Origin of the sequence: Lachnoclostridium sp. Marseille-P6806 (genome assembly GCF_964238185.1) — a bacterium.
Taxonomy (GTDB): Bacteria; Bacillota; Clostridia; order Lachnospirales; family Lachnospiraceae; genus Brotaphodocola.
Genome location: NZ_CAXSLG010000004.1, coordinates 259,339 through 275,634, shown reverse-complemented (window position 1 = coordinate 275,634; position 16,296 = coordinate 259,339). Strand labels below are relative to the sequence as shown.

General features: G+C 36.6%; 11 protein-coding genes. All 11 read right to left on the bottom strand.

Annotated elements, in window-relative coordinates:
• Positions 1-436 precede the first annotated feature (436 nt).
• Positions 437-838 carry a hypothetical protein gene (locus tag ACESON_RS07420; protein WP_373109085.1) on the bottom strand — a complete coding sequence of 134 codons (402 nt, stop codon included), beginning with the start codon at positions 836-838 and terminating at the stop codon, positions 437-439.
• 116 nt (positions 839-954) lie between these two features.
• Positions 955-2,109, bottom strand: coding sequence for a cysteine desulfurase family protein (locus tag ACESON_RS07415; RefSeq protein WP_373109083.1), 1,155 nt, complete (start codon positions 2,107-2,109; stop codon positions 955-957).
• 2 nt (positions 2,110-2,111) lie between these two features.
• A complete protein-coding gene (dndE, locus tag ACESON_RS07410) occupies positions 2,112-2,492 on the bottom strand; it encodes a DNA sulfur modification protein DndE (RefSeq protein WP_373109082.1) in 381 nt (126 codons plus the stop codon).
• A 1-nt stretch (position 2,493) separates the two neighbouring features.
• The gene (gene dndD, locus ACESON_RS07405; RefSeq protein WP_373109081.1) at positions 2,494-4,434 is read right to left on the bottom strand and encodes a DNA sulfur modification protein DndD; all 1,941 of its coding nucleotides are present in this window, start codon (positions 4,432-4,434) and stop codon (positions 2,494-2,496) included.
• Positions 4,434-5,966, bottom strand: coding sequence for a DNA phosphorothioation system sulfurtransferase DndC (gene dndC, locus ACESON_RS07400; RefSeq protein WP_373109080.1), 1,533 nt, complete (start codon positions 5,964-5,966; stop codon positions 4,434-4,436). Before dndC ends, dndD begins: the two co-directional genes overlap by 1 nt.
• 18 nt (positions 5,967-5,984) lie before the next feature.
• A complete protein-coding gene (dndB, locus tag ACESON_RS07395) occupies positions 5,985-7,055 on the bottom strand; it encodes a DNA sulfur modification protein DndB (RefSeq protein ID WP_373109079.1) in 1,071 nt (356 codons plus the stop codon).
• Positions 7,056-7,157: 102 nt separating this feature from the next.
• Positions 7,158-12,497: a DNA phosphorothioation-dependent restriction protein DptH gene (gene dptH, locus ACESON_RS07390; RefSeq protein ID WP_373109078.1), complete on the bottom strand. Its 5,340-nt coding sequence runs from the start codon at positions 12,495-12,497 to the stop codon at positions 7,158-7,160.
• Positions 12,478-13,866, bottom strand: a complete 1,389-nt coding sequence (gene dptG / locus ACESON_RS07385; protein ID WP_373109077.1) for a DNA phosphorothioation-dependent restriction protein DptG — start codon at positions 13,864-13,866, stop codon at positions 12,478-12,480. The genes dptH and dptG overlap by 20 nt, the downstream gene beginning before the upstream one ends.
• Positions 13,866-15,611 (bottom strand): DNA phosphorothioation-dependent restriction protein DptF, encoded by a 1,746-nt coding sequence (gene dptF, locus ACESON_RS07380; RefSeq protein WP_373109076.1) that lies wholly within the window; start codon positions 15,609-15,611, stop codon positions 13,866-13,868. The genes dptG and dptF overlap by 1 nt, the downstream gene beginning before the upstream one ends.
• Before the next feature lie 15 nt (positions 15,612-15,626).
• Positions 15,627-15,965 carry a hypothetical protein gene (locus ACESON_RS07375; protein WP_373109075.1) on the bottom strand — a complete coding sequence of 113 codons (339 nt, stop codon included), beginning with the start codon at positions 15,963-15,965 and terminating at the stop codon, positions 15,627-15,629.
• Positions 15,952-16,167, bottom strand: a complete 216-nt coding sequence (locus ACESON_RS07370; protein ID WP_373109074.1) for a DNA-binding protein — start codon at positions 16,165-16,167, stop codon at positions 15,952-15,954. Before ACESON_RS07370 ends, ACESON_RS07375 begins: the two co-directional genes overlap by 14 nt.
• Positions 16,168-16,296: the final 129 nt, after the last annotated feature.

Genomic DNA, 16,296 nt, shown 5'->3' with positions numbered 1-16,296 from the left:
CATAAAATAAACCTCCAAACTGGTAAGTCTATCTTACATCAATTTGAAGGTTTACACAAACTTTGGGATACTCCCCACGAAGAAGCTGAATTCTTTTTCCCGTCTCTTTAGGATTCATCTTCATAGGGGATACCTCTTACTTTAATAATTACAATGACAACAAAATTCTTCTTCAAGTACTCGCATTCTTTAGTTTCTCAAGATGAGCCTGATTATACGACACAAATCTTCTAGGAGTGTGTCTGCTACTAGCTACAGACAAGAATTGCTGTTCTATATTTACAATGATGTCACTGTCATGTACTGTAGCAATGCAATCGGCGCAAAGAGCCTTATAGGAACATTCAGTATTGAACAAATTTTCGCCATTAAGGGTGAAAAGATAAACATAATCACCATAAATTAGTACATCAATAGTCGGACGCAATGTCAAAACTTATTCATCTGATTCTTTGAATTTCCCTTTGATTTGCATAAACTTATGCTTTGGCAACGTGATAGGGTTTTGCATTGCTATTATTTTAATTGGAACAAATTCATCCTCGTTTTCAAAGTGCCCACTTAATACATAAGCGCTAGCTTTCATCTCTAGTGGGTCAATTTCTTGATTTAGATTAGCAAGTGCGTCGATCAAATTACTGTATTCTGTATTAATAAGGTTGCTTGCTTCATTCAACTTATATATTGTCTTTCCGTTAGCAGAACCATCATAAGCAGATACATCTGAAAACTTATTGTCAAAGCAACCATTTTTCCCAACATAACGAGACTTTATCTCTAGCACAAAATCATCCAGTCCGCCAACTGGGCCAAATGCAATTTCCCTCCCGGTATACACCGTCTCCGCTCTTCTCGATGTTTAAATTTGAAAACTTGAAGAGACCAATTACTGGCAAGACTCGATTTTATAATAATGTCACGAACAACGCTTAACAAAATTGTCCTCCTCTCGTACTAAAAAGCAGCAAAACTTTTTGCTACCGCCAACAGTTCCTTAAATGAAGTTACAACATCCTCACAGTCGGATTCTGCCCCCCAGCTTATTCTTACCGTGTTTTCAATTTTTTCAGTCGGTATGCCCATAGCAGTTAGAACATAGCTAGGTTCATATGACTTGGAATTACAAGCTGATCCGTTAGAAATGCCGCAATATTGCTTAGTAGAAAGCATTAATGCTTCAGATGACACTCCGTTGAAGCAAATATTTAAAGTGCTTGGTACGCAATAATTCTGATCTCCGTTAATTTCGCACTTAACTCCGGATGCGTTAAGTTCTTCTAATAAAGCATTTTTAATTGTTAAGCATTTTTCTTGATTCTGCTTATACTCTGATGCCACCAGTGCACACGCAGTACCAAGCCCTACAACCAAAGCAACTGGTATCGTCCCTGGACGAATACCTCGTTCTTGTTGTCCTCCATACATAATTCCTTTTACTGGTGGCAGTTTGTACCGTTTCTTGCGTAAAACCAGTGTTCCAACACCTTGTGGTCCGGCTATTTTATGTGCGCTCATTGAAAGCATGTCATATTTAATTGCTTTGAGTTCATCTACCAATTTACCAAAGCTCTGTGTCGCATCAATATGGAAGAATGTTTCTTTATCTGCCAAAAACTCGCCAATCTCTTTTATAGGCTGAATGATACCGGTCTCATTGTTCACATGCATAATACTTACTAGTACGGTATCCTCTCTTACTAATCCTGTAACCTCTTCAACAGATACTCGTCCATCAGCTTTCGGATTCACATAGGACACCTCGAAACCCTGCTGTTCTAGTGCTTTACAAGTTCCTAAAACAGATTTGTGTTCTACCGATGTTGTTATTATGTGCTTTTTTCCGGTCTTTTCCGCATACTCCCTTAAACCCTGAATCGCAATATTGTTGCTCTCAGTAGCACCGCTAGTAAAGAACACCTCATCCTTATTGACACCAAGCAAAGACGCAACTTCAGCTCTTGCAGTTTCAACTGCCCGTCTTGCATCATCGCCAAAAGTGTGTGTTCTGCTATCTGCATTTCCTGGCGTATTTCTATATATTTTTATCATCTCTTCCAAGACACGCTCATCAATCGGTGCTGTTGAGTTGAAATCTAAATATACTCCCAAAACTACACCTCCAGAACAAGATTTAACAAATCATCCAAGCTTTTGATAAAGTTTGTGCCCGATAGGTATGAAATGCCCCTCTCTAAATGCAACTTAAAATACTTAGAAACAGTTTCATCATCTGTAGGAAGATTTTTCTTTATGCACCAAGCTTTAATCAAAGCCTCATATAATTCGCTATACTCTCCGCCAAACGTATACCAGGACATTTCAACATTACTATCTGCAATAATAGGAATATCGGTAGGTATCGTATTTTCCTTCAACGAATAGCAAAGCGCCCAACGACATAGCACATTCCAATTTTTTATTCCAGTCTTTCCCTTCAACCTTGAAAGGCGGTCTTTTGACTGATTGGAAAGCTTAATTTGTTTTATTATCATATCAGTCACCTAAAAAATAGCCTTTCTTTATTTTTGAACACTTTAATTCGTCATCATATACCAAGGTGAATTCATCACCGACGGTATCCTTCATAATTTCGTAGTAATGCTTATCAATTTCTGAATCAGTAGACAAGATAATAGTCTGATCGCTCGCATTCGGGAAATATGTCTTAATTAAAGCTACACGGTGTACGGAATCCATTCTTGATAATGGCGTATCTATAATCACTGGCAGCTTCTTCTTAGAACAAATTGCTAATGCCCAAAGAAGAGAAATAACCATCAGCTGTTTCTCGCCGGCAGATAAAGATTCTTTAGGAACAATCTGATTATCCGCATTTAGATAAACAAAATCCAGAGTAACATCATCCATATCAATCCGACTAATCAAGTTCTTTTTGTTAGCCAACTGCTTATAGCATTTTGTCATTGCTTCTGCTAATGTTCCGATTTTTTTCTTTTGTAAACGGATTTTGTATTCAGCCAAGGCCTGAGTTGCATGATGTGCGTATTTTAAGATTCTACCGTTATCATCATCACTTTCTAAGTTTGACAACATGTTTTCGACAAAGCGGTTATACTCTGAAGTTGCTCGCATAACATCGCCATTTAATCCAGTGCGCTGTTTTTGGGCTATCTCTAAAGAGGCCTCGTGTTCGATTATCTCTTGTTCAAGAGTTTTGATTTTTTTGTAGATCTTAGACAAAACTTTTTCATCTATATCCACACTTAGGTAGCTGTCGATCTCGTCTATCTTGGCAATTCCTTTTTGGCAAGTTGCCATGTTTTGCAACATATTGCCCTGAGCATTCATTAACCCATTTCCAAGCAACGATGTTAATTGATAAAAGCTCTGATCCGAGATATCAAATACAATTTCTGTACTTTCCTCAGCAGCTTTATTTTCCACATAGGAAATAAAATCCCTAACACTGTTGCTATCCCCGCCGTCGCTATATGTTTCAAACATAGAGTGAATCTTATCAACTGTGTAGCCAAGCAACTTTGTCTCATGCTCTTTGGCAGCTTGAACACTTATATCTTCAAGTAAATCTTTCACCAGCAAAAGTGGTAATTCGCTTGCAGCCACTCCAATTAAAGTTTCTTTTCCTTGTTCAACTTTTGCTACAAGTGCTGTTCTCTCGGTAAACAAATCTTGTCTCTGAACAACAATGTCTCCACCTTTTGAAGTGTAATCAACTTTTGCCTTTTCTAATTTTTTTCTGGCCTCTTCAATTTGTGCTGAAGTTTCGGCAATACGATCATCAATGATTTGCAGTGCAACTTCAGTCTGGTTTTTTCGTTCTCGAAGTATTTTCAATTCTTTTGTATGGACTTGATCATTAGATCTTTTTCCAACTCTATTTACAATTCGAGAAATATCATTATCCAAAAGATCCAAAACAGATATTCCTAGAAGAGTCTTAATTGACTCTTTCATCTGAGCGTTGGTATTTTCTACCGCCAATTCGGCAATTTTTTCTCCATCAAAGAAGAAAAAGCTGGACAATCCACTAGGGAGAATATTTTCAATAAACATCGCCCAGTTATCTGTTAAAAATGTATTGTCTTGTCCATCTTTTTTTACCTGAATTGTTTCTCGAGTTCTTTGTCCGTTTCCAGGCCAAGAACGCCTTATCAGGTATCTCTCATCTGTCTCATTTTCAAGCTTAAACTCTAACTCAACATATGTTTCCAAGCTGCCATCAGCAGTATTAACAAATGCTTTAAGATACTGTCCGTAACTTGAATATTTGCTTTCACTATACGCAAATGAATTTGCACCATACAAAGCAAGTAAGACGCCTTCCAAGAAAGTTGTCTTGCCTCTACCGTTCATACCTCCGATTAGAACAACAGGCTTTGAAGATTCAAATTCAAACACATTATTTCCGGCATACACGCCGAAATTATGGAATGTTAGTTTTGTTATTATCATTAGAATTCTTCTCCTGCGATTGCGGACTCTTCTTCTGAAACTTCTCCTTCAAACTCTTCAGCCTCACTTTGAATATGAGCAAAGAATTTATCATTGAATTTTCCGCCTAATTCTTTTTTTCTAGTAATACGATCTTCGTAATACCTTGTTGCATCTTCTTCATTCATGTAAAATGTATGAGAAATGCACTTTTCTAAATCATCCAAAATACCTTTTCGTTGATTAAGGCTATTTGACTGATTTTCTATATCAATCATGCTATATAGCATTTCAAAGGTCAGTTCTTCTTCTGGGAATAAATCTTCACAAACCGACTTTAGTACATCCCATTCATCTTTTCTGAAAGCTTCTGAGCCTACCCATTCTGGATCCAAAAACTTTTTCCCTGTCACAGCTTCAAAAATGGCTGGCAAAGAATCATCAAATTCGTGTTTGTCAAAGACCCATATACGACGAATTGCTCGCAATTCCTCCATTGTAATCAGAGAAACATTATCAAAACCTTCTGGTCCTTCTTGCTTGATTTCTTCTTGCATACGAAGCAATCTCTCTAACCAAGCCTCACGAACTTCCTTTTTGTAAGGTCCATGATGTAAACGACCAAAACTTCCTTGAAGGAAACCACCCATTTTTCTAAAGCTTCGTCTTTCTCGGTCTTGTTCTTCATCGCCAAATTCATTTCGAAACTCAAGTAAAGGGGTCATCCAGGCTTTCTCTTCGTCATTTGCTATCATTGCTTCCATAGATTTGTCTTTTTCTACCATTGTACAAACCCAACAGCCAAATCTACTTCTACCGCAACTTGGTAAATCTTTTTCTACCATCATCGGGCATTCATTGTCTGCCGTTGCACCTTTATACAAAGTAAGCAATTCCTGATTAGAGTATCCCCATGGATTTTTATATTGCATAAGGAATACCCACACATCATCATCTGTCCATTCAGCCAATGGTGCAAACACAAGTTCATTTACCATTGTAGGATTCGGACTCAACAACTCTCTAACTCGTTTCTTTTCGTAATTTGCCATAGTCTTAGCACGATTAGCACTTTCCGCTTTTCGTGTGCCTAAAACCATAATTATTTCACCATGTTCAGCAATCTTATCTTTAACGAATTTATTTACAGGTTGTATTTTCAGCCTATCAGTACACCATCTAAATTTTTTTCTTGGAAATGGGTATCCTCGACCTAAAAGATTAACCCAAAATGTATTGTCATACTCTGGGGTTAATCTATGTGGTACGAAAGGCAATCCTTGTTCAGTTGCTGCGTCTTCCATCTTTTTCAAAGACTGTATTGCCCATTGTGCAACCACAGGAGACTCAACAAGAGTATCCGTATTTATAATATGAATTGTTTTTTTCCTATCTTCAGCTGGAAGTCCTTGAATTGCTAACCATACAAGCTGAAGTGTAGCTGTGCTGTCTTTACCGCCTGAGTAACCAATAACCCAAGGAATATCATCCACTTGGTAAAGGTCCCGGACAGTCTGCATCAATTTATTTACATCTTCTCTATTTATCGACATTTAAAATCATCCGCCCATTCATTTATTTATACTCTGCAAAAATTTCTTTTCACGCATTGATTCATCATGATCAAGCGGAATGTTCAAACTAGTTTTAATAACATTCGCCGTCAAGATAATTGCCGCATCATTGTTTATCATTCTTCCATTTGCACGGATGGTTCTCAATTTCCACGACAGAGCACTTCGTCTCCAATCAATCTCTCGTAACAAACGCAAACGATCAGCCATATTTTCGTCTCTGTGAGTAAAGAAATAGTTTCCTATTCGTCCCAGTGATTGTATGACCACGGCTTGCGTAATGATATAGTTTTCTCGCAAATCAACTTTGCTAATTTCCTTGCTCTGAAGTTCATTCCACTGCGTCATATTATCCGCTACTAACATCCAAAACTCGGTCAAGAATTCTTGTGCATCTTCAGAATTGTCTTTTTGAATTATTCTTTTATTTGCAGAGTAAAAAGTATTCAAAGTGAACAAATTTGAAGAGTATTTCCCTAAAATGTCCTTTTCCTTATCTGTATAAGTATTGATAAATGGAACTTTAGAAATAACCTCTCGTGTAATTACTGCCAAATCATCACGAGAATCATACAATTCTGCAATAGAGTTTGATGTTTTTACGGCATGTTTATTTAGATCCGTAAAAATCTGTTGGCTTCTCTCTAATCCTTTATCTTCAAAAAATACTACAGAAATCGTTTCATCCCCAAGTGATTCATCATTTGATAATGCTTCCAGAATAGCTGCTTTTCTATGCTGTCCATCGTTAATCAAAAAAACAGCATCCATGGAAACTTCCAAAACACCAATATCGGCGTTCTCTTTCGTAGAGATAAACTTGAAATTCCCATCAATAGATGCTGCCAGAGCAGAAAACACATAATTATCACGGTTATCCAAAATATACTTGCTGATAACTGGTATTCTTGTTGAATTTAATCGCCGTTGTGCCCTGTATTCAGGCAAAACATATTCATCATCCGAAGGAAATAATCTCGGAATCATCTTTAATGGAACCATTCCTATATAATATTCTCGTTTAGCTTGGATTCCTTTAACCACAGGAAAACGATATACAAAGTCCATAACAACCTCCCACACATAGCAAAACGCTATACTTAAGTAGACTACTTAAGTATAGCGTTTTATTTGCGTTTTGTCAATGAATCATGTGCCTACCAATGGGTTTTACTCATTTAGAAACATTGACTTATAAAGCTCCCAAAATGCCTTATCATAAATGTATTTAGGCTTAGAATTTCCTATTTTCACAATACTGTAGTGCTTATTGAGTCCCTTAATATCATTATACAAAATTTGGCTATCAGAACTCTTAGCTTCTACCTGGAAGACAAATTCAACGTCAGAGCTTTTTAAATCAGCTACATTATGAACGACCCATGTCAGAATATACTTTGAATAGTCATCTTCGCCTGCGCCAAAATGCTTTAGGAACTGCGTAGACAGTATGGTGCCAACTCCAAACTCTCTTCCTTCTTTCAGTATTTTTTTCAATGCCGGGAATCCTTCGCTCATAAAGTTATCTGCTTCATCTACCAGAATCAACTTGGTAATTTGGCGATATTTATTATTGAGCTTACTTGAACCCGCTGCCTGCATTTGCGAATAGAACAAATCCAAAGTAATCGCTACGATTAGACTTTGAATATCAGCATCATATCCCGACAAATCAATTACAACAACTCCTTTCAATAAATCGAAAAGCAATTGTGTCTTGCTTGCGGCACCTTCAAAAACCTGAAACTGATAAAGCTTATCCATGGCTGCTGCCAACGAGTCATTCTTCTTTATATCCTCGTTGTTAGCATACAAGCTGTAAACCATATCAAAGGTCGGAGGAGAATTGTCCCATGTTGCCGGATTTGCCGGTATAATTCCTCGTGCAGCATAAGCATCAATAATACATTGAAATAGAGTATTCTGCTGCTTAGGCCCTAATGAGTACACCTTTGACAAAGTATCTTTAAAGGCATTTGCAGTATGTGTAGGAAGCAACGGCTTAAATACCTTTGATTTTGTAAGTGACAAAGGATTAAACGGAAGATGATATGGTTTCAATACCTTCGCATCTGTTGCCCTGATAAAGTCTTCTTTACTTTCGTTGTAATCTCCTTTGTAATCGAAAATTAGGATACCGATATCGTCACTTTCAAAGTTATCTTTTCGCTTCTGGTACAACTGCGTAATCATAGATTTCGTGAACTGTGTTTTACCAGTTCCCATAGTGCCAATTATACCAGTATTCGTATGAAAGATCTGTTCTGTATCATTTGGGCACCAATAAAGTGGTTCTCCATTGGTAATGTCTGTTCCAAACAATACCTGCATTCCTTCTTTAGATTCAACAATGGTATCTCTCGGTTCTGCTGCTTCTTCGTTTTTATTAAGGTCCTCTGATTCAGTCTGCTTATTGTCAGTACCATACTGTACAGGTTCCTCAGCAACCTTACTAACACTATCAGTTTTCACGTCACTAACTGGCATGTAAGTAATATTACTTGAGATTTCACCAGCATCTCCAATTACATCTTCCAGAATATGCACTGATTCTGATTGATACTCTCTTTTTAATCGTTTAGGCAATTCCTTTGTTGCAAGATCAAGATCCTGCTCAATTTCCTTCGCCGACAAAACCATATAAGAAGATCCTAGTTTTTCAGGCATTTCAAGCAAGCATATTCCTTCAGCATCGAGTTCTCCAGACTTGTTTAAAACATTAGTCCCGAAAGAAACCACAGTACCTTTTCCAATAAAGTCATCCATTGCATTAGAAATGGTATATCTCTCATTCAATAGATTTTCTCTATATTCATCAAGAACGGCATCCCAATTTTCGTCAGGATAAATTTTATAAAGCTTTAGTTTTTCACAACAAACCGAAATCAATTGCATGAAAAAGTTTCGGGACAATTTACGTTCCAATGCATTACGATTTTCATCGGGCCAAAGTGCATCATGCAACCCCTTGTGAGTATTCCTTACTTGTTCCTTCGCCTTATCAATTACGGTTGGCTGATTAAGTCCAATTTTCACTTCAACTGGATGTAGATATATCTTGATGTTATCGTTTGGACCTTCAATACCAACCAGCAAAATATCATCACTTGTTGCTCGTTGTTCAAATCCTAGATTCTTCGCAGAGAGCATGCCATCTTTTTGTGACAAACCTGCACCACCAGATACTCTTAACATTTCCTCCAAAGAAATCGGAACCCATGTAATGTTCGGATGTTTGTAGTAAGCCATGCAAAGTTTTATAGCAGACAAAATACTCATTTTTTCTCTACTGAAGTAGCTATCCGCTGCACCTGTAAGCTTTTTGGCAGTTATTAAGCGAAGCATCCAACCACCATTAATTGCATTGAACAAACTAATAATACCGTTGATATTATCAATATTCGCTGTAACGCCTTTCTTTTGCAACTGGTCGGAAATGATTTCGTTGTACTGGTTTGATTTTTGCGTAACGGTGATGTCATCATATCCACTTGCAGATGTGTATTGGTCGCTATAATGAATAATCATCAATTCGTCATCAGTAGCACCTTTCTTTTGGAAGAATGACAAATCGACTTTAGGATCAACAAAAACAACCCAGTTAGAAGACTTGTAAATCTTACCCAGCTGTCCTTCTTGTCCCTGTTCAATTTCTGTGAAAATGCTGGAATTTGGTTCGTATGAGCTTCCAGAAAAAGCAACACGAAACGTTGCATTATAATATGCTGCCATGCGAATCAACTGATTATTCTTTGCATCGGCGTACTTCGTTCCAAATCCAGTTTTATACCAATCGGCGTTTAATACGGATGGAATCCCAGAGGTAATTCCACCTAACGAAATCCCTGTTGTAATTGCATCCATTCTACTTGCACCGGTATCTTCAGAAGATGCCATCTCATAAAATGTCAAATGTGCATACTCGTATTCGGTCTCATCAGGATTTTTATAGAAGCAACGGATTTTACTTGTCATAACTAATGCAAGTTCACTAGCGTCTTCAAGTTCTTTTGCTCCATAGCTATCTTTAATTGCTTGCTTCAATTTGTGCATATCTGCTAACAGTGAAAATTCATTATAACTTCCTTTTTTTGCATAGACTTTCACATCGAAGCTAAGCATATCATCATAATCAATGCCATCCTTAGCACTCTGAACATAGTATCTAATCAATCCTTGGAGAATCTCTCTACAGTCTCCCATGTTAATCAGATTAACACACAACAAACGATTTCCAATATCATCAAATAAAAAAGAAAAATGTTCTTTATACTGATTGATCTTATCGCATACCAATTTCTGAACAAAATTTCGTGCTCCTAAATATCTCCTGTTCGATGCAGGGGCATAATATCTCCATTCAGGGGAATGCTTTTGTTCAATGGCATGGTAAAGGTTCTTATCAGAGTCCTTAACAAAAGGTAGCAAATATAGCGCAGTGAGTTTCTCAACCAAATTTTCTCGAACTTCACCTACTTGAGACTCATCAAGAAGCTTTAGCTGATATAATACGTTCAAAGGATGAAGAGGACTCATTTCTATCGTCCGTTCATCCGAATTTTTGATAACACACCCGATTAAAAGTGTCTGATTATCAACACTGGATAATGATTGCCCTTCCTTCAGCTGTTTGAAGTTGTCTTCTACAGCTGCCACATAATCACTAGCAGCGTTGTACAAAGCAGAATCTTTCTTGTAAAAGGCTAAACTTGGAACCGTTCTAAGTGTTTTTAACTCATTCAGCAATCTCAGATATGCATCATGTACATTAGCAGCGACATCCAATTTATACTCTTCTGCACCATCAATCGTTTCTCGAATCGCCAACCACTGCTTATCAACAAATAATTTTTCAGCTTCTATGGAAGACTTAAATGGATCTCTTGCAAAATACTCCTTAGTTCCAACAACTATTTTATTGCCAGCCCTATATTCCAAGCTTTTTTGCAACGAATGCTTCAACTTGAACGCAGAAATGCCAGTTAATTCAGTAGGTTTAGCAGGCTCATCTTGTATTTGGAGAGGTAACGCTATATTGCCTATCTTTAGCGAACAATCTAATGTTCCTGTATCAGAGTCGATTGCTTCTTCTCCGATCAAAACATTTAATGTTTTGTCATGTTCAGCTTCTAAAACCTTTCCTGGCTCCAATGCAACTTCCGTGACATCATGGTTAGGATTTATTAGTAAACTATCCTTTAATCCAAAAATCTGGATCTTGCCATTCTTAACATTTTTAGTCAATGAAAGGACATACGATGTCTGAATGTTCTCCAAATACGCCGGAAGAATGTTTAGCACACAAACCTTAAAGATATAGACAATTTTATTGTTTGTATCCTGTATCTTCACATAGGCAAAAGTGCATCCAGTTGGTTTTACTGTCAATAATACTTCTTTTGATGAAGTTGTAAATGTAGCTCCAACACATTCTTCTACCCAAGACGATTTTACGTATATGTTCGTATCAATCGAAATAGTTACTTCATCTTTTAAATCTGGATTGAAAATAAGAACATTTTTCCTGCGCTGCTTAGATTTTGTTTCGCCATCACATCTAACAAAAAGCAACGAATCTTCACCAAAGGTATACTCGATTGGGGCATTGTGATACGCACTTATTCCAGAATCTGCTATTTCAAGCGGGTTATCCAATTTTTTTCTCAACTTATCTTGAGATGCCTTAACTAAATCGTAAGTCAGATTTTCATGCCAAGGTAAAGATTTCTTTTTGCTCGCAGCAATCTGTTTTACAAGCTCTTTATCAAATTCATTGCCTAATTCATCTTGAATATTTCCATGTTTGTAAACTCTATTGATTTCCTCAAAGAATTTATGATTTTCGTCCAACCTGGCAGTAATCTTCTTTGGGTCAACCATGTTTTTTATTGTAGGATCCGGCAATAGAGAAAAGCTTGGATAATCAGCATCAACAACATATCCTCTTCCTAAAACTGTTAGTAAGTCTGAGTATTCAAACAGTGAAGATTTATCGCTGTATCTATCACCCTGTTTCCGTTTTAGCTCAACTTCTAACAAAGTTCGATCTGCAATCGACAACTGAGCTTTTGAGATATCAACTTTGATTTTCTCGATAATAGATTGAGCATGAAAAGGCATTCCCTTAGCCGCTAAATCTCCAGTACCACTGGTAATAGTGTCAATTGCAGAATGAGTAATCATCAAAATAGGAAATCTATTCTCTGTTAACTCTGCATTTCTCAATGTTGCTAAGAAATCATCCGTCATTCCATCTCTTTTGGCAGCAACAACAACTTGCATGTTCTCTGAGATTTTCAATGTGAATGTTGAATACACATCGCCATAAGAATAACTTCCTTGGATATTATTCTGACTGGTAACATTTCTCAGCGCATCGTCAACACCCACAACCATTTCTTCTGTGTCTAATTTTAAACAATAACGCTCACCCGATTGAAGAGCATCTCCCTTACTTTGGAAAAAGCATAGGGTATTGTTTGCAATATAATTATAAAATTCGTTTAACATATTTTGCATCCCCACTATCGCTCTTCTTTTCAATTAAGTTGAGCTTCTCGTAATAATCGGTTACTTGTTGTTTCGATATATCATCCAGAAAAACTCCACGTCTTTCGAACTCATCGAAAACATCTTTAAGTCGCATTTGTTCGTTATCTTTTATTGAAATCTTCGTTAAAAAGATAAGTGTTTCTTCCGACAAACTTAACATCAAACCGCTTCGCCCTCTACTTTTCAAATACTTATGACAAAAGCTTTCATATTTCCCTGCATAAGAATTGTATGCTCTTGCTCGCACAGTGTTTTCAAACTGGCATTTTACACTTGCAAACAAGAATTTTAACGAGGCTAAAACTTGATCTTCATCGTTCTCCTTTTTCAGTTCACTCATTTCTGCACAATCAGTGATTGATTGACGATACAATGATGTCAAGTCATCAATAGTTTGCGCAATATCAATTTCCTTCTCTGGATTTTCATCTAAATACTTTCTCAAAGCAATATAATCAAATCGTTCAGAACCAGGTTCTGTATAGTTCAGGATCTCTAATGTAACAACATGAGCAAACATTTTCTCAACAGAATATTGCAATCTCTGCCATCCATCAGTAAAGCACTGTCTACTTTGGCTTGTCTTTTCCCAATCTAAGCAAAAATACAAGGGAATGTTTATTGATCTCTCACCATCTAAGAATCTATCCAACTGTAAACTTGTCTGTGCTGTATATGAAAAGAAATATAGTTCTAGCAGTGTAACCAAATACTCTCTCACTCTGTTTTGATTACCAAGAATGTACTTAAAATCACTTTCAAATACCTCAGTTAATGAAGTCACCACACCATAATATGAAATGTCATCAGTGTTTTTTTCATCCGAACTCTTCAAATGCTTCAAGACCAGTCGTTCAAATACATTTGAGGATGCCAACTCTCTCGTTTTAGCATTCGTAACCATTCTTTTCAAGTTGTCCTTATTTCCAAGAACATCAACTAAATAGTCGGCAACTTTCTCTTCACTTACTTCTTTGTAAGGTATGTGTGACAACATCTGCAAATTCAAAGGGCGTAACTGCTCGTTTGAAGTAAAGAACAATTGCTTTACTGTTTCATAAAACAACTGCTCTTGTCCAGCTTCGATATCAGTTTCTTGCTTAAGTTCAGCAACCAACTCCGAGACAGCTATTTTATCAGGTTTCTTTCCTTCAATCTTACACAAAAATGTTCCTACCAGCTGAGATAAATCTTCAACCGGTACACTATTAGGCTGAGTAACAAATGGAAATAATTTAAATCTATTACCAGTTTTATGAATGAACTTTCTATTAGAATCAAACATTTTTCCAGATTGGAACTCAGCAAGGCTCAAATTATATTCCATTATTTCACCACCTTAAATTCAAATCCAAAATCGTTTTCCTCAAAAACAATTTGATATTTTTTATCACCATCTTTTGGTATTATTGTTACTCGCTCTTCCTTATTCCCAAGCTCTATAAGTTGTTGAACAAAGCTTACAAAATCAGTGTGTCGATTTTTATCTTGCATTGTTGGACGATACCCAGCCTTCATATCTGAAATTAGTTCGTAAAGCGCAAAATCTATTTTTATGGTCACAGGCTTCGTGTTGTCTTGACCATCCTTTTTATATCTAAGGCTTATAATCGGAGAGAATCTCTGAATTTCCCCAGTGATTTTAGGTGCATCTTTGTTAATAGCCGCCTTTAACTTGAGTTCTTCTAAAATCCAATGGTGTTCATTGGATTCATCAATACAAATAAAGTCACCGCCAAATTCCCCATCCCAATTCAAAACAGCCTTTTTTGTTGACTCGTAAAGAGCAGCTAGTTTCTTCTCATTGCCACTATTTTGATCATATAGATAGGATAAATATTGTTCAAAGCGGATTTCTTTTTCGCTTCTATTTAGGTTATGCTCCATTGCTTTGAGGCGTGCAATAAACCTATAGATAATCTTCTTTAATTCAGGCTTTATTCCGCCAAGTTGAGAAATATTTGAAATTGTATTGAGAACAATATATGGTGTTCCCCTTGTTGTATCTTCAAATACTTTTTCTATATTGTCTAATGAATGGAACCTAGTCGCTTCCTCATCGGCAATAGCTGTTCTATTTCTAAGAACATCATGACTTCTCATCGCATTGATTAAAGGCGAAATATCTTCATATTCATCGAGCAACATAGGTGTTGTCCAACTAATGTAATCATTCAAATACTGTACATCCGATGTTCCAATAGATATCTTTTGTTTATCAAAATCCGGATGTACTATTAAATCATATAAAAGGTTCAATACCTCCCTAGTTGCAACAATCGTTTTATCTATTATGACCGCCTGGACAATTCTATGTATAAGAACTTGCTGATTCTTTGGATCTGACAAAAATTCAAAATTATGACGAACAGGGCAGCGTTGGCATAACTGACAATTTGTTTCCTCTTTTTTGTAAGACTGATAGAATGGATTATCATCATTCTGACTAAAAACCTTTTCTAATAGTTTTTCCAAAAATACGGTTTGTATTCCATTTTCACTTAAAGAAAAAACCTGATAATCGGCGAAGCTGACATGCTGAAATACGCTCTTATCTTTATATCCGGTCTCTTGTGCATAGCTCGATAAAATTTTGTTTTCTTCAACATACTTGCGAAGCTTTGTAAAAGACTTTCCTTTTGCTGACTCAATGAAGTTATTCAATGTGCCCAAGTTAATGGCAATTATCATTTTTGATCCATCAGCATTATCGTAATGCTCGTCATCGAAATCTGTAAGCTTATCTGCCAATGTATCAATGGACGTTAATGTTGGTTCACTACTTTCAGTTGCATCATTATATAGCTCATAGCCATCTAACAATCCTTCGGTATCAGAATTTTTCATATAAGAAATCAAGTGTGACTTACCATCGCCGGCACTTCCACATAGCAACACCAAACACTTACCTTGTTTTTCATTTACACTACGAAGTAACTTTCGCAGTTCAATTTCAACATGTCGCTCTACATGCAAATACTCTTTAAAATGGTTAAAAGCATTTGTATTTTCTACAGACTCAGCTGATGATTTACGCAGTTTACTAAGCTGCATTATAAATTCACATGCCATTGTATTCCCTCCATTTTATCTCTTGTATTTGCAATAAAATTCTTCTATCATCTGGTTGAATTTCATCGGTTCCTTTTTATATAAATCATATGCCTCATAAAAAATCTTGCTTACATTTGACAATCCTTCTTTTCCGTCTGTCACAACATAATGAATGCATCCTATTTGCATTGTCAACCCAGTAACATTCCTATACTTTTCATCTATTTGCCCCCCTTTAACAGCTGCTCTATTTTTCATAATGGCAGAAAGTTCATTAAGCTTCTCAGTATCAACGCTTAATGTTGCTCCTGATTTGAAGTATAGATCATACAAGACAACCGCCTCTTCTAAATCCCACTTAACTTTTATCATTGCCACAATCCTCTCTCGGTTTCTTTATATATTTTCCACTTTTAATTCGTGCATCAGCCGGCTTTTCTGCATCACTAGGTATCGCCCATGCAAATCCAATTCTCACGGCGCCTTCAATTCTATTTTCCGAACACAATACCTGAATACGCCTTCTTGAAACTCCCCATTTTTCAGCCATTTGGCTTATAGATAAGTATTCCATCTATTCCTCCACAGTATATCTATAATACGTCCATGATAACTATTCTATCAAAGCTAATTATAGTCCTATCTGCGAATAAAATCAAGATGGTAAATCATTTATAAGCCCCTTAAATAAACCTTTTTCACT

What these genes read in the sequence shown, in the direction of transcription:
- dptH (WP_373109078.1), bottom strand. Translation starts at nt 12,497, where the DNA reads ATGTTAAACGAATTTTATAATTATATTGCAAACAATACCCTATGCTTT.
- dndB (WP_373109079.1), bottom strand. Translation starts at nt 7,055, where the DNA reads ATGGACTTTGTATATCGTTTTCCTGTGGTTAAAGGAATCCAAGCTAAA.
- dptG (WP_373109077.1), bottom strand. Translation starts at nt 13,866, where the DNA reads ATGGAATATAATTTGAGCCTTGCTGAGTTCCAATCTGGAAAAATGTTT.
- ACESON_RS07370 (WP_373109074.1), bottom strand. Translation starts at nt 16,167, where the DNA reads ATGGAATACTTATCTATAAGCCAAATGGCTGAAAAATGGGGAGTTTCA.
- dptF (WP_373109076.1), bottom strand. Translation starts at nt 15,611, where the DNA reads ATGGCATGTGAATTTATAATGCAGCTTAGTAAACTGCGTAAATCATCA.
- ACESON_RS07375 (WP_373109075.1), bottom strand. Translation starts at nt 15,965, where the DNA reads ATGATAAAAGTTAAGTGGGATTTAGAAGAGGCGGTTGTCTTGTATGAT.
- dndE (WP_373109082.1), bottom strand. Translation starts at nt 2,492, where the DNA reads ATGATAATAAAACAAATTAAGCTTTCCAATCAGTCAAAAGACCGCCTT.
- dndC (WP_373109080.1), bottom strand. Translation starts at nt 5,966, where the DNA reads ATGTCGATAAATAGAGAAGATGTAAATAAATTGATGCAGACTGTCCGG.
- dndD (WP_373109081.1), bottom strand. Translation starts at nt 4,434, where the DNA reads ATGATAATAACAAAACTAACATTCCATAATTTCGGCGTGTATGCCGGA.